This window comes from Streptomyces sp. NPDC087787 (assembly GCF_044743035.1).
Taxonomy (GTDB): Bacteria; Actinomycetota; Actinomycetes; order Streptomycetales; family Streptomycetaceae; genus Streptomyces.
On the sequence record NZ_JBIUVQ010000006.1, the window covers coordinates 36,090 to 55,672 of the forward strand.

The 19,583-nt window shown below is 72.7% G+C and carries 15 protein-coding genes; 5 read left to right on the forward strand and 10 right to left on the reverse strand.

Going from position 1 to position 19,583, the window contains the following annotated elements:
* The first annotated feature begins 13 nt into the window (after positions 1 to 13).
* Positions 14 to 916 (forward strand): ribokinase, encoded by a 903-nt coding sequence (locus tag ACIOWN_RS11645; RefSeq protein ID WP_362347908.1) that lies wholly within the window; start codon positions 14 to 16, stop codon positions 914 to 916.
* Between the two features lie 69 nt (positions 917 to 985).
* Here ACIOWN_RS11645 and ACIOWN_RS11650 read toward each other — a convergent pair whose 3' ends face one another.
* The 4 genes from ACIOWN_RS11650 to ACIOWN_RS11665 are packed head-to-tail and all read right to left on the reverse strand — an operon-like array spanning position 986 to position 4,695.
* Positions 986 to 1,558: a hypothetical protein gene (locus ACIOWN_RS11650; RefSeq protein WP_362347910.1), complete on the reverse strand. Its 573-nt coding sequence runs from the start codon at positions 1,556 to 1,558 to the stop codon at positions 986 to 988.
* 4 nt (positions 1,559 to 1,562) lie between these two features.
* The gene (locus ACIOWN_RS11655; RefSeq protein WP_362347912.1) at positions 1,563 to 2,399 is read right to left on the reverse strand and encodes a sugar phosphate isomerase/epimerase family protein; all 837 of its coding nucleotides are present in this window, start codon (positions 2,397 to 2,399) and stop codon (positions 1,563 to 1,565) included.
* A complete protein-coding gene (locus tag ACIOWN_RS11660; protein WP_401981781.1) occupies positions 2,396 to 3,547 on the reverse strand; it encodes a dihydrodipicolinate synthase family protein in 1,152 nt (383 codons plus the stop codon). Before ACIOWN_RS11660 ends, ACIOWN_RS11655 begins: the two co-directional genes overlap by 4 nt.
* Positions 3,544 to 4,695 carry a Gfo/Idh/MocA family oxidoreductase gene (locus ACIOWN_RS11665; RefSeq protein ID WP_362347916.1) on the reverse strand — a complete coding sequence of 384 codons (1,152 nt, stop codon included), beginning with the start codon at positions 4,693 to 4,695 and terminating at the stop codon, positions 3,544 to 3,546. Before ACIOWN_RS11665 ends, ACIOWN_RS11660 begins: the two co-directional genes overlap by 4 nt.
* Positions 4,696 to 4,977: 282 nt before the next feature.
* Here ACIOWN_RS11665 and ACIOWN_RS11670 point away from each other — a divergent pair, with 282 nt between their 5' ends.
* Positions 4,978 to 6,048, forward strand: a complete 1,071-nt coding sequence (locus ACIOWN_RS11670; RefSeq protein ID WP_401981784.1) for a LacI family DNA-binding transcriptional regulator — start codon at positions 4,978 to 4,980, stop codon at positions 6,046 to 6,048.
* A gap of 61 nt (positions 6,049 to 6,109) precedes the next feature.
* On the opposite strand, the gene ACIOWN_RS11675 is transcribed toward ACIOWN_RS11670, so the two are convergent.
* Positions 6,110 to 7,054: an EamA family transporter gene (locus ACIOWN_RS11675; protein ID WP_362347920.1), complete on the reverse strand. Its 945-nt coding sequence runs from the start codon at positions 7,052 to 7,054 to the stop codon at positions 6,110 to 6,112.
* A 96-nt stretch (positions 7,055 to 7,150) separates the two neighbouring features.
* Between ACIOWN_RS11675 and ACIOWN_RS11680 the strand changes: the two genes are divergently transcribed.
* The 3 genes from ACIOWN_RS11680 (at position 7,151) to ACIOWN_RS11690 (ending at position 10,828) form a co-directional block, all read left to right on the forward strand.
* Entirely contained in the window at positions 7,151 to 8,068 is a 918-nt protein-coding gene (locus ACIOWN_RS11680; protein WP_401981787.1) for a LysR family transcriptional regulator, read from the forward strand.
* Between the two features lie 156 nt (positions 8,069 to 8,224).
* Positions 8,225 to 10,054 carry a glycoside hydrolase family 3 N-terminal domain-containing protein gene (locus ACIOWN_RS11685; RefSeq protein WP_362347924.1) on the forward strand — a complete coding sequence of 610 codons (1,830 nt, stop codon included), beginning with the start codon at positions 8,225 to 8,227 and terminating at the stop codon, positions 10,052 to 10,054.
* Between the two features lie 144 nt (positions 10,055 to 10,198).
* Entirely contained in the window at positions 10,199 to 10,828 is a 630-nt protein-coding gene (locus tag ACIOWN_RS11690; protein WP_362347926.1) for a hypothetical protein, read from the forward strand.
* A gap of 86 nt (positions 10,829 to 10,914) precedes the next feature.
* On the opposite strand, the gene ACIOWN_RS11695 is transcribed toward ACIOWN_RS11690, so the two are convergent.
* The 5 genes from ACIOWN_RS11695 to ACIOWN_RS11715 form a co-directional block, all read right to left on the reverse strand.
* Positions 10,915 to 12,366 carry a S28 family serine protease gene (locus tag ACIOWN_RS11695; RefSeq protein ID WP_401981792.1) on the reverse strand — a complete coding sequence of 484 codons (1,452 nt, stop codon included), beginning with the start codon at positions 12,364 to 12,366 and terminating at the stop codon, positions 10,915 to 10,917.
* Between the two features lie 136 nt (positions 12,367 to 12,502).
* A complete protein-coding gene (locus ACIOWN_RS11700) occupies positions 12,503 to 12,892 on the reverse strand; it encodes a hypothetical protein (protein ID WP_362347929.1) in 390 nt (129 codons plus the stop codon).
* A 77-nt stretch (positions 12,893 to 12,969) separates the two neighbouring features.
* Positions 12,970 to 16,749, reverse strand: a complete 3,780-nt coding sequence (locus tag ACIOWN_RS11705) for an ABC transporter ATP-binding protein (RefSeq protein ID WP_401981795.1) — start codon at positions 16,747 to 16,749, stop codon at positions 12,970 to 12,972.
* 96 nt (positions 16,750 to 16,845) lie between these two features.
* The gene (locus tag ACIOWN_RS11710) at positions 16,846 to 17,712 is read right to left on the reverse strand and encodes a serine hydrolase (RefSeq protein ID WP_401982127.1); all 867 of its coding nucleotides are present in this window, start codon (positions 17,710 to 17,712) and stop codon (positions 16,846 to 16,848) included.
* 183 nt (positions 17,713 to 17,895) lie between these two features.
* Positions 17,896 to 19,581, reverse strand: a complete 1,686-nt coding sequence (locus ACIOWN_RS11715; protein WP_401981798.1) for a thiamine pyrophosphate-binding protein — start codon at positions 19,579 to 19,581, stop codon at positions 17,896 to 17,898.
* Positions 19,582 to 19,583: the final 2 nt, after the last annotated feature.

Consider the following 19,583-nt stretch of genomic DNA (forward strand, 5'->3'; position numbering starts at 1 on the left):
GGAGAGAGCACACATGCATGACTACGACCTCCTGGTCGTGGGGTCGGCCAACGCCGACCTGGTGATCGGCGTCGAGCGCCGGCCCGCCGCCGGGGAGACGGTGCTCGGTTCCGATCTGAGCGTCCATCCCGGCGGCAAGGGCGCCAACCAGGCCGCGGCCGCCGCCCGGCTCGGGGCCCGGACGGCCCTGCTGGCCCGGGTCGGCGACGACGCCCACGGCCGACTGCTGCTCGACGCCCAGCGCGAGGCCGGGGTCGACCCGGCGGGCGTGCTGGTCGGCGGGGCGCCCACCGGGGTCGCGCTGATCACGGTGGACCCGTCCGGGGACAACAGCATCGTGGTCTCGCCGGGCGCCAACGGCCGGCTCACCCCCGAGGACGTCCGCGCGGCCGCCGCCCTCCTGCGCGCCTCCCGGGTGGTCTCGGCGCAACTGGAGATCCCGCTGGAGACGGTCGTGGAGGCGGTGCGGAACCTGGCGCCGGGAAGCCGCTTCGTGCTGAACCCGTCGCCGCCGCGCCCGCTGCCGCGGGAGCTCCTGAATGCCTGCGACCCGCTGATCGTGAACGAGCACGAGGCCAGGGTGATCCTGGACGGCCCCGAGGCGGGCGACACCCCCGAGAGCTGGGCTCGGGGCCTGCTCGCCCTGGGCCCGCGCTCGGTGGTGATCACCCTGGGCGGCGAGGGTGCGCTGGTGGCGTCCGCCGAGGGGGCCGCCCGGGTCCCGTCGGTGAAGGTGGACGCCGTGGACACCACGGGCGCGGGCGACGCGTTCACCGCGGCGCTGGCCTGGCGGCTGGGCGCGGGCGCGTCCCTGGAGGAGGCCGCGGCCTACGCCGCCCGCGTCGGCGCGGTCGCCGTCACCCGGCGGGGCGCGCAGGAGTCCTATCCCACGGCGGCGGAGGTCGACGCCCTGTGACCGCGGCGTGAACGGCGGGCCCTCCTCGTAAGGGAGCAGGTGAGACAGGCCGGTCGGCGTCCTCGGTGGTCAGGAGCTCTCGGGGTTTTCCTCTTCGTCCCGCGGTCGTCGTCCGGCCTGCCGGGCCTCTGTCACCGCCTCACGTATCGCGCGGGGCGACCAGGGCCGTTGGAGGGCCAGTCGTCCGATGACGGAGCCCAGCCAGGCCGGGTCGCCGAACAGGTGGGTGTCGCCTGCCTCGGTGGTCTGGCTCAACAGTTCCTCGAACAGTACGAGTTCGGTGCCACCGTAGAAGCGGGGGTGCCGGTGGAAGCGGGCCACCCAGTTCTCGTAGGGGTGTCGCAGTGTCATGTGCAGGTAACCGCTGCCCCGCCCCCTCCAGGGGCCCGGCAAGCCGCCGAGCAGGCCCATCGGGGAGTAGTTCCCCTTCACCGGGTACTTGGCTCCCAGGGTGAAGAGGATCCCCGGCATGATCCTGGACCACGGGATCAGCTGCCCCTCCGAGTCCGGCTCGTGCTGGTACAGCCCCTCCGCCCGGAGTTCGACCCAGTGACCCCTCGGCCGGCTCGGATCCCCCATCACCCAGCGGCCGTCGGTCAGTTCCAACGGCCCCAGGGACGTTCGCGTGTCCTTCTCCGTCATACGGTCATTGGATCACGTGCGTCACGAACCGCTCCGCCGTCTCCGCCAGCACCTCCCGTCCGTCCCGGGCCCACAACTCCTCGTTGAACAGCTCGACTTCGATGGCGCCGGTGTAGCCGGCCGCCTCGACGTACCGCTTCCACTCCCGCATGTCGATCGAGCCGTCGCCGATCTGGCCCCGGCCGTTGAGCACGCCCTCGGGCAACGGGGTGGTCCAGTCGGCGAGCTGGAAGGTGTGGATGCGGCCGCCCGCGCCCGCCCGGGCGATCTGCTCGGGGGCGTTGTCGTCCCACCAGATGTGGTACGTGTCGACGGTGACGCCCACCTGGTGGGCCGGGAAGCGCTCGGCGAGGTCGAGTGCCTGGGCGAGGGTGGAGACCACGCAGCGGTCGGCGGCGTACATGGGGTGCAGCGGCTCGATGGCCAGGCGGACCCCGCGCTCGGCCGCGTACGGGCCGAGGACGCCGAGGGCGTCCGCGATGCGCTCCCGGGCCCCGTGCAGGTCCTTGCTGCCGGCGGGGAGTCCGCCGGAGACCAGCACCAGCGTGTCCGTGCCGAGGGTCGCGGCCTCGTCGATGGCCGCGCGGTTGTCGTCCAGCGCCTCGGCGCGTCCCGCCGGGTCGATCGCCGTGAGGAAGCCGCCCCGGCACAGGGTGGTGACGGTGAGGCCCGCGTCCCGTACGAGCCTGGCGGCCGCCTCCACGCCGTACGCCTGGACGGGTTCGCGCCACAGGCCCACGCCCGGCACGCCCAACTTCAGGCAGATGTCCACCAGTTCCGGCAGTGACAGCTGCTTGACCGTCATCTGGTTGATGGAAAAGCGTTCCAGGTCCGTGCTCATCGGTTCACCCCGTACAGCGACAGCAGGTTCCTCATCCGCTCCTCGGCGAGCCCCGGGTCCGGGAACAGGCCGAGTCCGTCGGCGAGTTCGTAGGCGCGGGCGAGGTGCGGCAGGGAGCGGGCCGACTGGAGGCCGCCGACCATCGTGAAGTGCGTCTGGTGCCCGGCGAGCCAGGCCAGGAACACCACGCCCGTCTTGTAGAAGCGGGTGGGGGCCTGGAAGAGGTGGCGGGACAGTTCGACCGTGGGATCGAGCAGGCCGCGGAAGGCCTTGACGTCCCCGGTGTCCAGGACCCGTACCGCCTCGGCCGCCAGCGGTCCGAGCGGGTCGAAGATGCCGAGCAGCGCGTGGCTGAAGCCCTGCTCGTCGCCGGCGATCAGCTCGGGGTAGTGGAAGTCGTCGCCGGTGTAGCAGCGCACGCCCCGCGGCAGACGGCGGCGCAGGTCGATCTCCCGCTGCGCGTCCAGCAGCGAGATCTTCACTCCGTCGACCTTGTCGGAGTGGGCGGCGATGACCTCCAGGAAGGTGTCGGTGGCCGCGTCCAGGTCGGCCGAGCCCCAGTAGCCGTCGAGGGCCGGGTCGAACATGGGGCCGAGCCAGTGCAGGATCACCGGGCCGGCGGCCTGGCGCAGCAGGTGCCCGTAGACCTCCAGGTAGTCCTCCGGGCCCTTCGCCGCGGCCGCCAGGGCGCGCGAGGCCATCAGGATCGCCTGGGCGCCCGCCTCCTCCACGACGGCGAGCTGCTCCTCGTACGCGGCCCGGATCTCCGCGAGTGAACCGCCGGTGAGCTGGTCGGTGCCGACGCCGCAGGCGATCCGCCCGCCGACGGCACGGGCCTCGGCAGCGGAGCGGCGGATCAGTTCGGCCGCGCCCGCCCAGTCCAGGCCCATGCCGCGCTGGGCGGTGTCCATGGCCTCGGCGACGCCCAGCCCGTGGGCCCACAGATGGCGGCGGAAGGCGAGGGTGGCGTCCCAGTCGACGGCGGCGGGCGAGTCGGGCGACACGTCGGCGAACGGGTCGGCGACGACGTGCGCCGCCGAGAAGACCGTACGGGAGGTGAAGGGCGTGCCCGGGGTGGAGGCGAGCGGCTCGGTGCGGGGCTCGTAGCTGCGCAGCGCCCCGCCCGCGCCGGGCAGTCGGATGGTCACGGCTGGATCTCCGGTACGTCGAGGCGGCGGCCCTCGGCCGAGGACTTCAGGCCCAGTTCGGCGAGCTGGACGCCGCGGGCGCCGGCGAACAGGTCCCAGTGGTAGGGGGCGTCGGCGTACACGTGCTTGAGGAACAGCTCCCACTGGGCCTTGAAGCCGTTGTCGAAGTCCTGGTTGTCGGGCACCTTTTGCCACTGGTCGCGGAAGACCTCGGTGGCGGGGATGTCGGGGTTCCAGACCGGCTTGGGGGTGGCGGAGCGGTGCTGGACCCGGCAGTCGCGCAGACCGGCGACGGCCGATCCCTCGGTGCCGTCCACCTGGAACTCGACCAGCTCGTCGCGGTTGACGCGGACGGCCCAGGAGGAGTTGATCTGGGCGATCACGCCGCCCTCCAGCTCGAAGACTCCGTAGGCGGCGTCGTCGGCGGTCGCGGTGTAGGGCTTGCCGTTCTCGTCCCAGCGCTGGGGGATGTGGGTGGCGGTGAGGGCCTGCACCGAGGTCACGCGGCCGAACAGTTCGTGCAGCACGTACTCCCAGTGCGGGAACATGTCGACGACGATGCCGCCGCCGTCCTCGGCGCGGTAGTTCCAGGACGGGCGCTGGGCGTCCTGCCAGTCGCCCTCGAAGACCCAGTAGCCGAACTCGCCGCGCACGGACAGGATCCGGCCGAAGAAGCCGCCGTCGATCAGCCGCTTCAGCTTGAGCAGGCCGGGCAGGAAGAGCTTGTCCTGGACGACGCCGTGCTTGACGCCGGCCTCGCGGGCGAGCCGGGCGAGCTCCAGGGCACCCTCCAGGCCGGTGGCGGTGGGCTTCTCGGTGTAGACGTGCTTGCCGGCGGCGACCGCCTTCCTGATCGCCTCCTCGCGGGCCGAGGTGACCTGCGCGTCGAAGTAGATGTCGACGGACGGGTCGGCGAGGACCGCGTCCAGGTCGGTCGAGACGTGCTCCAGGCCGTGCTTCTCGGCGAGCGCCCGCAGCGCGTGCTCGCGGCGGCCGACCAGGACCGGTTCCGGCCACAGCACGGTGCCGTCACCGAGGTCGAGTCCGCCCTGCTCGCGCAGGGCGAGGATCGAGCGGACCAGATGCTGGCGGTACCCCATGCGCCCGGTCACGCCGTTCATGGCGATCCGCACCGTCTTGCGTGTCACGTCAGTCCCTTCGTACGCGGTCCACGCGCCGCGTACGCCCCCGGTGGTGGCACTGGTGAGCGATGCAGCAAGCGCTTTCTATGCACAGAGAAGCTAGCCTCTGGACGGCGGCCGGACAAGAGCGTGTCCAGGACGTGGTGGTTCGAGGCGGCCGACGGGCGGGCCGGGTGGCCGTAAGGTCTGCACGACACCCCGGACCGGGCGCGTCTTCGCGGCGGAGCGCGGGTGGCACGTATCGGGTGGCACGTACGACGACGAGATGCGCGACCGGAGGACGACGAGATGACGGTGACCCTGGCGGACGTGGCGGCCCGCGCACAGGTCTCTCCCGCGACGGTGTCGCGCGTGCTGAACGGCAACTACCCGGTCGCCGCCTCCACCCGGGAACGCGTGCTGAAGGCGGTCGACGAACTGGACTACGTGCTCAACGGCCCCGCGAGCTCGCTCGCCGCCGCGACCTCCGACCTGGTGGGCATCCTGGTGAACGACATCGCCGACCCCTTCTTCGGGATCATGGCGAGCGCCATCCAGTCGGAGATCGGCGGGCCCGGGGGGCGGGCCGGCGGGGAGCGGCTGGCGGTCGTCTGCAACACGGGCGGCTCACCGGACCGCGAGCTGACCTACCTGACCCTGCTGCAACGGCAGCGGGCGGCGGCGGTGGTGCTGACCGGCGGGGCAGTGGAGGACGCGCCGCACGCGGCGGCCGTCTCGGCGAAGCTGCGCAAGCTGGCCGACGCCGGGACGCGCGTGGTGCTGTGCGGGCGGCCGCCGGCACCGGACACCCGGGCGATCGCCCTGGCCTTCGACAACCGGGGCGGCGCGCGGCGGCTCACGGAGCATCTGATCGCCCTGGGCCACCGGCGGCTCGGCTACATCGCGGGCCCCGAGGAGCGGACGACCACCCGCCACCGGCTGGAGGGCCACCGGGAGGCACTGGCCGCGGCGGGCGTCGAGGACGATCCCCGCCGGACGGTGTACGGCCGGTACGACCGCCGGTCCGGCCACGAGGGCACCCTGGAGCTGCTGCGCCGCGACCCGTCCCTGACGGCGGTCGTCGCCGCGAACGACTCCGTCGCGCTGGGCGCCTGCGCCGCGCTGCGCGAGTCCGGTCTGCGCATCCCCGAGGAGGTCTCGGTGGCGGGCTTCGACGACCTCCCCTTCAGCGTCGACACGGTCCCCGCCCTCACGACGGTCCGGCTGCCCCTCGCGGAAGCGGGTGCCCGCGCGGGCCGCATCGCGATGGGCCGCGAGGAGCCGCCGGCGGGCGAGGTCGCGCATGTCCCGGGGGAGCTGATGGTGCGCGGGTCCACGGCTGTGCCGCGCGAGTCCGCGGGGGCGCTGCGGGGGGCGTGAGACGCCGCGCGAGGTGGCAAAGGCCTGGAGCCCGCCCTCCGGGGGCCGGTGAACGGGGCCGTCAGCGCGGGTGTCCGGCCGGTTCCGCCGGGGCGAGGAGGCCGGTGGGGGCGGCGGGCTCCGGAGCCGGGGCGGGCGACGGCTCGCGGCGGCGGCCCGGAGTCACGGACGTCAACGCCACCCCGCCCACCAGCAACGCCGCCGCGCACCAGCGCAGGGGGCTCACCGATTCGCCGAGGAACAGTGCCGCCGAGGACATGCCGAAGGCCGGCACCAGCAGCGAGAACGGCGCCACCGTGGACGCCGGGTGGCGGCGCAGCAGCAGGCCCCAGGCGCCGAAGCCGAAGACCGTGGTGATCCAGGCGACGTAGAGGACCGTGCCCGCGCCCTGCCAGTCCAGGGCGCGCAGCGCGGCCAGGTCCCGGGAGGGCCCCTCGAGGAGCAGCGACAGGCCGAGCAGCGGCAGGACCGGGACCGTGCTCACCCAGACCATGAAGTTCAGCGCGTCCGGCGGCGCCGCCTTGCGGGTCAGCACGTTGGAGACGCCCCAGCAGGCCGCCGCGGCGACGACGAGCGCGAAGGCGCCGACGGGGCCCGCGGTGCCCTCGTCCACGGCGGCGACGCCGATGCCGGCGAGCGCCACGGCCATGCCCAGCACCCGTACGCCCGGGGGCCGTTCACCGAGCGCCAGGAAGGCGAACAAGGCCGTGAACACCGCCTGGATCTGGAGCACCAGGGAGGAGAGCCCGGCGGGCATCCCGGCGTCCATCCCGACGAACAGCAGCCCGAACTTGGCGACACCGAGTACCAGTCCGACCGCCACGATCCACTTCCACGCCACCTTCGGCCGGCCCACGAGGAAGACGGCGGGGACCGCGGCCGCGAGGAAGCGCAGGGCTGAGAAGAGCAGCGGCGGGAAGTGGCCGAGGCCGACCTCGATGACGGTGAAGTTGACGCCCCAGACGGCGGCGACGAGGACGGCGAGCAGGACATGGGCGGGTCGCATGTACCGAGGATCACGCCTGCGAACCGTGAAGCACCAGCGATGATTGCTGCACCATTGCATGAAGCACTGCTAATCGTTCGGCCTTTCGGAGGCTCCGTGCTCGATCTCCAGCGTCTGCGCGCCCTGCACGCCGTCTCCGTGCACGGCACCGTCGGTGCGGCCGCCGCCGCGCTCGGGTACACCTCGTCGGCGGTGTCCCAGCAGATCGCCAAGCTGGAGCGGGAGACCAGGACCGTCCTGCTCGAACGTGAGGGGCGCGGCGTGCGGCTCACCGACGAGGCGCACCAACTGGTCGCCACCGCTGGTGAGTTGCTGGCGATCGTGGAGCGCGCCGAGACCGAGCTCGAGGAGCGGCGCGGGGTGCCCGCCGGGCGGCTGCTGGTGGCGGCGTTCGCCTCGGCGGCGCGCGGGCTCATGCCCCGCGCCCTCGCGGACCTGGCCCGGCGGCACCCGGCCCTGGACGCCCGGCTCAGCGAGGTCGACCCGCACCTGTCGGTGGACCTGGTGACCAAGGGTGCCGTCGACCTGGCCGTCGCGCACGACTGGGACATCGCTCCGCTGCCCGCCCCGGCCGGTGTGCAACAGGCCGTCATCGGAGACGACTTGTGCGACCTGCTGGTGCCGGTCGGGCACCCGTTCGCGGGGCGGACGGGGGTGCGGCGCGAGGAGCTGGGCGGCGAGCGGTGGATCTGCCAGCCGCCGGGCCGGGTGTGCAGCGACTGGCTGCTGCGCACCCTGCGCGCCGCCGGACACGAGCCGGACGTGGTCCATCAGGCCGACGAGAACCCGACCCTGGTCGCCCTGGTCGCCGCGGGCCTGGGCGTCGCGCTGATCCCGCGGCTGGGCCGGGGCCCGCTGCCCGAGGGGGTGGTCGAGGTGCCGCTGGACCCCATGCCCGTAAGGCGGTTGTACGCGCTGTGGCGCACGGGCGCCGCCCGCAGGCCGGCCATCGCGGAGACGGTGCGCACCCTGCGGGAGCACTGGCCGGAGGCGTCCGCGCACACGCCGCGCTGAACTCCCGCGGCCACACCCGCGCCAACGTGCGGGAATCCGCGCCCGCACCGGTTCCTGTGCGCTCCCTTGACTGGCAGAAACTTCCCGGATATTGGTGACTCCTCGGAAGTTTCCTTCAGTGGTACTCCAGCGGATCTCCTCCCGGAAGGGGCGCACGTGCACGACACCAGCACGGGAACCACCGCACTTCCCTCCAGACGCACCGTCCTCGCCGCCACCGCCGGCATCACCGCCGCCCTGGCGGTCACGGGCACCGGCACCGCCCACGCCGCCTCCTACAACGACAAGAAGCTGCGTGCCCTCATCTCCCGGATGACGCTCGAGGAGAAGGTCGGCCAGCTCTTCGTGATGCGGGTCTACGGCCACTCGGCGACCGACCCGACGCAGGCCGACATCGACGCCAACCTCAAGGAGATCGGCGTCCGCACGGCCGCCGAGCTGATCGCCAGGTACCGCGTCGGCGGCATCATCTACTTCGCCTGGGCCAACAACACCCAGAATCCGCACCAGATCGCCGACCTGTCCAACGGGATCCAGAAGGCGTCCCTCGGCCAGCCGCGCGGCCTGCCCCTGCTCGTCGCCACCGACCAGGAGCACGGCATCGTCTGCCGCGTGGGCAAGCCCGCGACCCTCTTCCCGGGCGCCATGGCGGTCGGCGCGGGCGGCTCGGCCGCCGACGCCCACACCCTGGGCCGCGTCTCCGGTGCGGAGCTGCGCGCCCTCGGCATCAACCAGGACTACTCCCCCGACGCCGACGTGAACGTCAACCCGGCCAACCCGGTCATCGGCGTACGGTCCTTCGGCGCCGACCCGGACGCGGTGGCGAAACTGGTGGCCGCCGAGGTGAAGGGCTACCAGAGCTCCAAGGTGGCGGCGACCGCCAAGCACTTCCCCGGGCACGGGGACACCGCCACCGACAGCCACTACGGCTTCCCGGTCATCACGCACAGCCGTGAGCTGTGGGAGAAGCTGGACGCGGTGCCGTTCCGGGCCGCGATCAAGGCCGGCATCGACTCGATCATGACCGCGCACATCCAGTTCCCGGCGCTGGACGACTCCGGAGACCCGGCCACCCTCTCCCACCCGATCCTCACCGGCATCCTGCGCGGCGAACTCGGCTACGACGGGGTCGTGGTGACCGACTCGCTCGGCATGGACGGCGTGCGCACCAAGTACGGCGACGACCGGGTGCCGGTGCTCGCGCTGAAGGCGGGCGTGGACCAGCTGCTCAACCCGCCCTCGCTGGACGTGGCCTGGAACGCGGTGCTGAACGCGGTCCGCGCCGGCGAACTGACCGAGGCCCGGCTCGACGAGTCGATCCTGCGCGTTCTGCGGCTGAAGGCGAAGCTGGGACTGCTGGAGGACCCCTACGTCAGCCAGGCGAACGTCGACCGCGTCGTGGGCATCGGCACCCACCTGGCGGCGGCCGACAGGATCGCCGAGCGGACCACGACCCTGCTGGCCGACGAGGGGCGCCTGCTGCCGCTGTCCCGACGCGGCCACAAGAAGCTGCTCGTCGTCGGCGCCGACCCCGCCTCCCCGTCGGGCACCACCGGGCCGCCCACCGGAGTGCTCGCCGCCGCCCTCACCGAACTCGGCTTCCAGGCCACGGCGTTGTCGACCGGCACCGCCCCGTCGGCCGCGACCGCCGACAAGGCGGTGGCCGCGGCGCAGGACGCGGACGCGGTGGTGGTCGCGACGTACAACGTCACCGCGGGCAGCTCCCAGAAGACGCTGGTGGAACGGCTCGTCGCCACCGGCCGCCCGGTGATCGCGGTCGCGATCCGCAACCCCTACGACATCGCTCAGCTGCCCACCGTCCCGGTCCACTTGGCGGCCTACTCCTGGACGGACGTGGAACTGCGCGCCGCCGCACGGGTGATCGCGGGCCGGGCGAGGCCGCGCGGGAAGCTCCCGGTGCCGGTCCAGCGGGCGGACGACCCGGCGCGGGTCCTGTACCCCATCGGGTACGGCCTGACGTACTGACGTACTGGCCCGGCTCACGCGTCGGGCGTACGGCGTTTACGTCGCGCCCCCGGCGCGCCACCGCAAACTGGCCCGAAGCGCCCCGCACGCCTGGCGTGGCCCCGCTGTGGCGGGCCACGCTGGGCCAGGGGGGTGGACCGGGGGATGGCGAGTCGCGGGACATGGCGGGTGGGGGCGGCGTGCGTCCTGCCCGCGCTGCTCCTGGCCGTGCTGGCGGGCTGCGGACAGCCGTCCGGGTCCACGGACGCACAGGAGCGGAGCGGTGCCCCGGCCACCGCGCTGCCCTCCGGGCACGGCGCGGTGTTCCTCGACGTGGGCGAGTGCAGTTCCTTCGGCACGACGAGCTTCACCGAGGTGCCGTGCTCCGGCGAGCGGGCGGCGGCCCGGGTGACCGCCCGCCACGACGGCCGGCCCGCCGACGGCCCGCCCTGCCCGCCGGACACCGACTTCGTGCTGCACATCGGCGCCCAGCCGGCCGTCCCGGGCCGGGAGGGCGGCGCGATCCCGCAGGGCTACGCCTGTATGCGCAACCTGCAGCCGCCGCACCCCGGCGACCCCGGCGGCGGGGGCGGCCCGCGCACCGTCGTCGGCGACTGCCTCTACGGCTCCGGCCGCGGCCAGGTCCGGGAGACCGCGTGCGACGGCTCGGGCGGGAAGCAACCGGAGTACCGGGTGATACGGGCGGTGCGCAGCCGCGAGCAGTGCCCCGCGTCGACCGCCCTGTACGTCCGGCTGGGCGGTGACGAACCGGTGGGCTGCGCCCGGAGCCTGTGACTCCGGGCGCAGCCCACCGGGATCAGCGCGTCTCGATCAGCGCCTCTCGATCAGCGCCTCTTGGTCAGCGTGCGCTGATCAGCGCGTCACGGCCTGAGCGCGGGCTCGCGCTCCACGTCCCGTACGTCCAGCTTCGCGTCGAAGCCGGCCAGCGGCCTGGCCACCGACGGGTTCGACTGGACCGCCGGGCCGGCGACTCCGGCCCACTCGAGGATCCTCGCCGTGGAGAGCGCCTTCTCGTCCGGCACGAGACCGGCGACGTTCGCCCCGTGGTTCATGCCGGGCGCCGTGAAGACGTACGAGTCCTGCGCCTTCTTGCCGAGGTGGAACCGCTCCGAGCCCCACGGGTCGTTCTCCCCGTACACGAAGAGCATGTGGTTCGCGTTCTGGCGCACCCAGGTGTCCACGTCGCGCATCGCCGACGGCTGGAACTTCATCGGGATGGACCGGGGCACGAAGTTGCGCGGCGGCTGGTAGCCGTAGCGGATCAGCTTCTTCTCGATGTGCGGGAACTGGATGGTCGGCGCGCCGAGCTGCGTGCCCGCCTGGTAGTAGTACGGCGTGTAGGTCTCCAGGCCCTGGTCGGTGTAGGCGTCGAACCCGGAGATGGTGTTGACGGTGTCCCAGATCTGCTGGTCGGTGGCGTTCTTGGCGTCACCCGGGATGGTGCCGCAGTCCTTCAGCAGGCTGTACTGCCAAAAGCCCCACACGTAGTCGAGGACGACGGCCTCGTACGCCTTGTCCAGGTTGCCGATGGTGGTGAAGGTGTAGCCGTTGTCGGCGGCGAACTGGGCGTACTTGTTCTCCAGCGACTCCCGGCGCACCAGCGCCTCCCGCTGCACCCCGTTCAGCCGGTCGCGGCACTCCTTGGTGCCGACGGTGGCGAAGAAGCGGTCGTAGGCGGAGTCCTCCTTGTCGACCACGTCGTTGGGGGCGACGTAGGCGACCACGCCGTCCATGTCACCGGGGTAGAAGCGCTTGTAGTAGGTGGCCGTCATGCCGCCCTTGGAGCCGCCGGTGGCGATCCAGTTGCGGGAGTAGACCGGCTTCAGCGCCTGGTGGATGCGGTGCTGGTCGCTGGCGGCCTGCCAGATGTCGAGCTTGGACCAGTCGGCCGGGGCGGGCCGGGACGGGGTGAAGAACCGGTACTCCATGGAGACCTGGTTGCCGTCCACGATCTGGGTGGGCTCACGGCGGCTGGGTGTCGTGGAGACGTTGTAGCCGCCGGTGTAGAAGACCGTCGGGCGGTCTTCTCCCTTGTGCAGTACGGTGATCCGCTGCTCGAAGGTGCCCTTCGACGGGTGGCGGTGGTCCACCGGCTGCGTGTAGTTGAGGACGAAGAAGCGGTAGCCGCTGTAGGGCTTCTCCTGGATCAGGCTCATCCCCGGGATGGCCAGGAGCCGGTTCAGGATGTCGGTTTCCGAGCCGGCCGCGGTGCCGTTCGTGGCCTCCGGCTGGGCAGCGGTGGCCACCCCCGCCGTGCTCAGCGTGCCGATGGACACGGTGAGCGCGAGCAGCCATCTGAGCGCCTTGCGCATGCACCCTCCCTATGAGACAGATGTTCGCCGGAAGCTATCGGAGCAACTCGGGTGCACACCAGGGGAGCAGGGAAAATACCTGAACGCGTCTCAGCAGTTCGGCACAGGATCAGGGGGTCAGCACAGAATCAGGGGATCAGCACAGGATCCAGTCCGTGTGGACCGACTTCGATCCCACCGATCCGGCGACCCGCACGCACCGGTGGCCCGCGTGCACGGTGACCGGGCCGGCGTGCCGGGAGTAGCGGCCCTTGTCGGTGACCGGACGGTTGCCGCGGGCCTGCACCGTCACCGACATCGGCCGCTTGGGGCCGGGTTTCGTGGCGACGGTGAGGGCGCAGACGTAGCCGTCGCGCTTGTGGACGTGGACGGTGCCGGTGGCGAAGGGCACCGTCCTGACCTCGCGGCCGGCGCAGGCGGCGGCCGCTGCCCCGGCGGTGCCGGGCGCGGCGAACGCCAGCAGCACCGCCCCGGTCAGCACGGCCACGACCGGCAGCGGCCTCCGGCGTATCGCACCACTGTCCACAGTCCCCCCTGACTGCCGGTTACAAGCGTACTGATGTACGGACGCGGCCCGTGGGCCGGACGGTTGCCCCCGCGGGTTCAGCGGGACGCGCTGACCGGCTCCTCCGGCTCGGACGCGCCGACGAACGTCCGCCACAGTTCGGCGTACCGCCCGTCGCGGGCCAGCAGCTCCTCGTGCGTGCCGTCCTCGGCGACCCGGCCGTGGTCCATCACCACCACCCGGTCGGCGCGGGCGGCCGTGGTCAGCCGGTGGGCGACCACCAGCGTCGTACGGCGGCCCGCGAGCCGGTCGGTGGCCTGGTTGACCTGTGCCTCGGTGGCCAGGTCGAGCGCGGCGGTCGCCTCGTCGAGGAGCAGGACGTCGGGGTCGACGAGTTCGGCGCGGGCCAGCGCGATGAGCTGGCGCTGACCGGCCGACAGGTTGCGTCCGCGCTCGGCGACCTCGTGCAGGTAGCCGCCCTCCAGCGTGGCGATCATCTCGTGCGCGCCGACCGCGCGCGCGGCGGCCTCCACCTCGGCGTCGGTGGCGTCGGGCCGGCCGTAGGCGATGGCGTCGCGGACGGTGCCCGGGAAGAGGTACGCCTCCTGCGGCACGACCCCGAGCCGGTGCCGGTACGCGGTGATGTCCAGCTCCCTGAGGTCCGTGCCGTCGACGGTCACCCGGCCGCCGGTCGGGTCGTAGAACCGGGCCACCAGCTTCACCAGGGTCGACTTGCCCGCGCCGGTCTCGCCGACGAAGGCGACGGTCTGTCCGGCCGGGATGCGCAGGTCGACGCCGGTGAGGGCCGCCTCGCCCTCGTCGGCGGCGCCGTACCGGAAGTGCACGTCCTCGAAGGCGACCTCGCCGCGCAGCCCGGGCACGTCGCGGGGCTCGGCGGCGGACCGTGTGGACGTCGGCTCCCGGAGCAGTTCCTGGATGCGGCCCAGGGAGACGGTGGCCTGCTGGTATCCGTCGAAGACCTGGGAGAGCTGCTGGACGGGCGCGAAGAACAGGTCGATGTAGAGCAGGTACGCCACCAGGGCGCCCGCGGTCAGCGTGGCCGCCTCCACCCGGCCCGCGCCCGCGATCAGCACCGAGGCCGCCGCGACCGAGGACAGGAACTGCACGAACGGGAAGTAGACCGAGATCAGCCACTGGCCCCGGATCCGCGCCTGGCGGTAGCTGTCGCTGCGCCCGGCGAACCGCCGTCCGCCGTCCCCCTCGCGCCGGAAGGCCTGCACGATCCGCAGCCCGGCGACCGACTCCTGGAGGTCGGCGTTGACCACCGACACCCGCTCACGGGCCAGCTCGTACGCCCGTACGCTCGCCCGGCGGAAGAAGAACGTGGCGACGACCAGCGGCGGCAGCGTCGCGAAGACGACCAGCGCCAGCTGCACGTCGATCACCAGCAGGGCCACCATGATGCCGAAGAAGGTGACCACGGAGACGAACGCCGTCACCAGGCCCGTCTGCAGAAATGTCGACAAAGCATCGACATCGGTCGTCATGCGGGTCATGATCCGCCCGGTCAGCTCGCGCTCGTAGTAGTCCAGGCCGAGCCGCTGGAGCTGGGCGAAGATCTTCAGGCGCAGCGAGTACAGCACCCGCTCGCCTGTGCGGCCGGTCATCCGGGTCTCGCCGATCTGCGCCGCCCACTGCACCAGCACGGCGAACAGGGCGAGCAGCGAGGCCGCCCAGACGGCGCCCAGGGCCATCCGCGTGACGCCCTGGTCGATCCCGTGCCGGATCAGGACCGGCAGCAGCAGGCCCATCCCGGCGTCCACGGCGACGAGGCCGAGGCTGACCAGGAGCGGCAGGCCGAAGCCGCGCAGCAGGCGGCGCAGGCCGTAGGAGTCCTCCGGGCGGACGGCCCGCCGCTCGTCGATGCCGGGGGTGTCGGTGGCGGGCGGCAGCGCGGCGACCTGGGCGAGCAGTTCGGGGGTGGCGGGCATGCCGGACATCGCCGTGTCCCGGGGCTCGCGCTCCCCCGCCCACAGCGTGGGCGTGATGCCGCGCTCGGCGTCGAACTCGGCGTCCAGCTCCTGCCGTACGGAGACGTCCTCCGGCGGTGCGGCGGGCTGGGCGTGGCCCGGCGAGACGCCGCCGAGCTCGTCGGGGTCGGTGAGCAGGCGCCGGTAGAGGGCGCACCGCTCCTGGAGCTCGTCGTGGGTGCCGAGGTCGGCGAGGCGGCCCTGGTCGAGGACGGCGATGCGGTCGGCGAGGTTCAGGGTGGAGCGGCGGTGGGCGATCAACAGGGTGGTGCGCGCGTTAGCGCTCGATGAGGGGTGGTGGTCGGGCGACGGGAGGGCCGTGCGGCCCTCCATGACCTGTGCCAGGGCCTCGTGGATCTCGTGCTCGACGCGGGCGTCCACGGCGGAGGTGGCGTCGTCCAGGACGAGCAGGCGCGGGTCGGTGAGGATCGCGCGGGCCAGTGCGATGCGCTGGCGCTGGCCGCCGGAGAGGGTCAGGCCCTGCTCGCCGACCGTGGTGTCGTAGCCCTCGGGCAGCTCGGCGATGAAGCGGTCGGCCTGGGCGGCGCGGGCGGCGGCCTCGATCTGCTCCGGGGTGGCGTCGGGGCGGCCGTAGGCGATGTTGGCGCGGACGGTGTCGGAGAACAGGAAGGAGTCCTCGGGCACCAGGCCGATCGCGGCCCTGAGCGAGTCCAGGGTCAGCTCGCGCACGTCGTGGCCGCCGACGAGGACGGCGCCGTGGGTGACGTCGTAGAAGCGGGGCAGCAGCAGGGAGACCGTGGACTTGCCGGAGCCGGAGGAGCCGACGACGGCCAGGGTCTCGCCGGGGCGGATCTGGAACGACAGCCCCTTCAGGACGGGCCGGTCGTCCGCGTAGCCGAACGAGACGTCGTCGAACTCGACGGTCGCGGGCGCGTCGGCGGGCAGCTCCTTGGTGCCCCCGGTCAGGGTGGGCTCGGTGTCGATCAGCTCCAGGACGCGTTCGGTGCCCGCCCGGGCCTGCTGCCCGACCGTGAGCACCATGGCGAGCATGCGGACCGGGCCGACGAGCTGGGCGAGGTAGGCGGAGAAGGCGACGAACGTGCCCAGCGTGATGTGCCCGCGCACGGCGAGCCAGCCGCCGACGGCCAGCATCGCGACCTGGCCGAGGGCGGGCACGGCCTGGAGCGCGGGGGTGAACCTGGAGTTCAGCCGGATGGTGCGCAGCCGCCCGGCGAACAGCCTGCGGCCGACCTCGCGCAGCTTGCCGGTCTCCTGCTCCTCCTGTCCGAAGCCCTTCACCACGCGTACGCCGCTGACCGCGCCGTCCACCACGCCGGCGACGGCGGCGGCCTGCGCCTGGGCGTACCAGGTGGCGGGGTGGAGCTTGGTGCGGCTGCGCCGGGCGATCCAGCCGAGGGCCGGGGCGACGGCGAGGGCGACCAGGGTCAGCGGCAGCGACAGCCAGGCCATGATGACCAGGGAGATCAGGAAGAGCAGGACGTTGCCGATCGTCATCGGCAGCATGAAGAGGAGGCCCTGGATCAGCTGGAGGTCGCTGGTGGCGCGGCCGACCACCTGGCCGGTGGACAGCTCGTCCTGGCGTCTGCCGTCGAGCCGGGTGATCGTCTCGTACATCTCCGTCCGCAGGTCGTGCTGGACGTCGAGGGCGAGCCGGCCGCCGTAGTAGCGGCGGATGTAGGTGAGGACGTAGACGACGAGCGCGGCAGCGATCAGGGCGCCCGCCCAGGGGGTCATACGGCGGCTGTGGTCGCCGATCACGTCGTCGATGATCACCTTGGTGATCAGCGGCACCAGCGCCGTGACGGCCATGCCGGCGAGCGAGGCGCCGAGGGCGAGGACGACGTCCCTCGGGTGACGCCAGGCGTACCCGGCCAGTCTCCGCGCCCATCCCGGCTGCGCTGCCACGTCGGTGCCTCCCTCAAGAACTGATCTTCCGGAAGACACCAACGCGGACGGGGGCCAATTTCATCCCGCCGCGACGACGCGCCCGGCGGCGCGGGGTCACCCGCCGGGGGGAACGGCCACGAACGCCTCCTTGGGTGTGGTGGTCGGCGCGTAACGCGCCGGGTCCGTCGTCGTGGGGACGAGGTCCTTGTGGATGGCCTTGGCGATGTTCTGGATGGTGGTGACGCCGTAGTTCATGGTGCTGTTGTCCTGGGTGAGCACCGTGATCATGTAGTCGCGGCCGGTGCCCTTGAAGGTGCCGACGCTGTGCACCCGCCAGCCGTGCGTGGCGCGCGACAGCCAGCCGTTCTTGACGTGCACGGCGACGGAGGACGGCGCCCCGGCGGGCGTGCCCCAGCGCTGGGAGGTGACGACCTGGCCCATGAGCTTGAGGATGTAGTCGCGGGAGTTGTCGCTGAGTACCGAGTTCTTGGCCGTGATCAGACCGAGCAGCTTCTGCTCGTCACGCACGGTGATCTGGGTCAGGCCCCAGTAACCGTTCGCGCCGGGCTTGGTCTGGGTCATGCCGGCCGCGGTGAGGAAGCCCTTCACCTTCGTCACGCCGAGCTGCTTCCACAGGGTGGAGGTGGCGTTGTTGTCCGACTTGGTGATCATGGCCTTGGCGAGGGTCGTCTCGCGGGTGGTGAGGTAGCGGTTGTGCTTCTTGGCGTCCCACAGCAGGGTGGCGAGGACGGTGACCTTGACGACGCTGGCCGAGTCGTAGGCGGTCGACTGGCGCAGCGTGCAGGTCGTGTCGGTGGTGCGGTCGCGCAGACCGACGGCGACGGTGCCCTTGCGGTCCTTCATCGCCGCGGTGATGTCCTTCTCCAACTTGGCTGCCAGGCCCGCCTTGCCGGACGTGCAGCTGACCATGGGTGTGGCGGCCGCGGCGGGCGACGCGGCGGCCACGCAGGGAATCAGCATCCCGGCGCCCACGCCCGCCGCGAGCACTCTGGCGCGTCGGGTTGTCGAGTGAGTCATGCACCTTTGACATACGGACTGCGGCTCAAGGTTGCGCGAGTTGGGCGAGATTTGACCGGCCGTTACCCGAACGCAGTCAGGGGCTCGCGCGCACGAGCACGAGCCCCTTCCGGTTTCGACGCGGCCTCAGTCCAGATGCGTGGGCGCGAACATCCGCAGGACGGCGGGGAGGACGACCACCGAAGGACCCGGTGCGGCAAGGGCGTTCGCCAGGTCGGCCGCGAGGGTCTCGGGGGTCGTGCGCACGCCCGGGACGCCGAAGGACTCGGCGAGGGCCACGTAGTCGGGGCGGGTGAGCTCCGTGGCCGTGGCCTGGCCGAAGGCGTCGGTCATGTACTCGCGGAGGATGCCGTAGCCGCCGTCGTCGACGATCAGCCAGGTCACGTTCAGGTCGTACTGCCGTGCCGTGGCCAGTTCGGCGATCGAGTAGAGGGCTCCGCCGTCGCCCGACACCGCCAGGACCGGGCGGGTGCGGTCCGCGGCCGCGGCCCCGAGCGCCGCCGGGAAGCCGTAGCCGAGGCCGCCCGCGCCCTGGGCCGAGTGCATGGTGTTGGGGGACTCGGCGTCGAAGGCCGACCAGGCCCAGTACGCCAGGATCGTCATGTCCCAGAAGGACGGCGAGCCGGCGGGCAGGGCGCGGCGGACGGACGCCAGCACGTCCTGCTCCAGGGTGAGTTCCTGGGCGGCGATCCGGTCGCGGACCTTGGCGAGGACCTCGCGCACGCGCTCGGCGGCGGCCTCGTCGGGGCGCTCGTCCACCGTCTCCAGCAGGGCCTGGAGCGCCAGGCGGGCGTCGGCGTGGATGCCGAGCGCCGGGTGGTTGGACTCCAGCTTGCCGAGGTCGGCCTCGATCTGGATCACGCGGCCGCGCGGCTTGAACGTGTGGTAGTTGGAGGAGAGTTCGCCGAGGCCCGAGCCGACCACCAGCAGCACGTCGGCGTCCTCGAGGAAGTCCGTGGTGTGCCGGTCCTCCAGCCAGGACTGGAGGGACAGCGGGTGCTCCCAGGGGAAGGCGCCCTTGCCGCCGAAGGTCGTGACGACGGGGGCGTTCAGCCGCTCCGCGAGGGCCAGCAGCTTGCCGGACGCGTCGGCGCGGACCACCCCTCCGCCCGCGATGATCGCCGGGCGGGCGGCCCCGGACAGCAGGCCGGCCGCCACCGCGGTGAGTTCGGGACGCGGGACCAGTTCCTCCGGGGTGGCGTCCAGGGCCGTCACCACCGGCAGGCTCGTCGGGTCGAGGAGCACGTCCTGCGGGATCTCCACCCACACGGGCCCGTGCGGGACCGTCAGCGCCGACTTCCAGGCGGCTGCGATGGCGGAGGGGATCTGGGACTGGGTACGGACCGTGTGGACCGACTTCACCACACCGCGGAACGAGGCGGCCTGGTCGGGCAGTTCGTGCAGGTATCCGTGGCGGCCGCCGCCGAGCCCGGCCGTCGGGATCTGGCTGCTGATGGCCAGGACGGGGGCGGAGGCCGACGCCGCCTCCTGGAGCGCCGCCAGCGAGGTCAGCGCTCCCGGACCGGTCGACAGCAGCAGCGGCGCGGCCTCGCCGGTGATCCGGCCGTAGGCGTCGGCGGCGAAGCCGGCGTTGTTCTCCACCCGCAGGCCGACGTACGTCAGCTCCGAGCGGCGCAGCGCGTCGAACATGCCGAGGGCGTGCTGCCCGGGCAGGCCGAAGACGGTCGTCGCGCCCAGCCCGGCCAGGGTCTCCACGACCAGGTCTCCGCCGTTGCGGCCGGGGGGAGGATTGAGGGCGGCCTCCGTCTGCTCGGGTGTCGGGCGGAGTACCAGGTCGTGGTCGTGCGTCACTT

Excerpts from the sequence above, each read along its gene's own strand:
- ACIOWN_RS11645 (WP_362347908.1), top strand. The coding sequence starts at position 14 with ATGCATGACTACGACCTCCTGGTCGTGGGGTCGGCCAACGCCGACCTG.
- ACIOWN_RS11650 (WP_362347910.1), bottom strand. The coding sequence starts at position 1,558 with ATGACGGAGAAGGACACGCGAACGTCCCTGGGGCCGTTGGAACTGACC.
- ACIOWN_RS11655 (WP_362347912.1), bottom strand. The coding sequence starts at position 2,399 with ATGAGCACGGACCTGGAACGCTTTTCCATCAACCAGATGACGGTCAAG.
- ACIOWN_RS11670 (WP_401981784.1), top strand. The coding sequence starts at position 4,978 with ATGACGGTGACCCTGGCGGACGTGGCGGCCCGCGCACAGGTCTCTCCC.
- ACIOWN_RS11675 (WP_362347920.1), bottom strand. The coding sequence starts at position 7,054 with ATGCGACCCGCCCATGTCCTGCTCGCCGTCCTCGTCGCCGCCGTCTGG.
- ACIOWN_RS11690 (WP_362347926.1), top strand. The coding sequence starts at position 10,199 with ATGGCGAGTCGCGGGACATGGCGGGTGGGGGCGGCGTGCGTCCTGCCC.
- ACIOWN_RS11695 (WP_401981792.1), bottom strand. The coding sequence starts at position 12,366 with ATGCGCAAGGCGCTCAGATGGCTGCTCGCGCTCACCGTGTCCATCGGC.
- ACIOWN_RS11710 (WP_401982127.1), bottom strand. The coding sequence starts at position 17,712 with ATGCTGATTCCCTGCGTGGCCGCCGCGTCGCCCGCCGCGGCCGCCACA.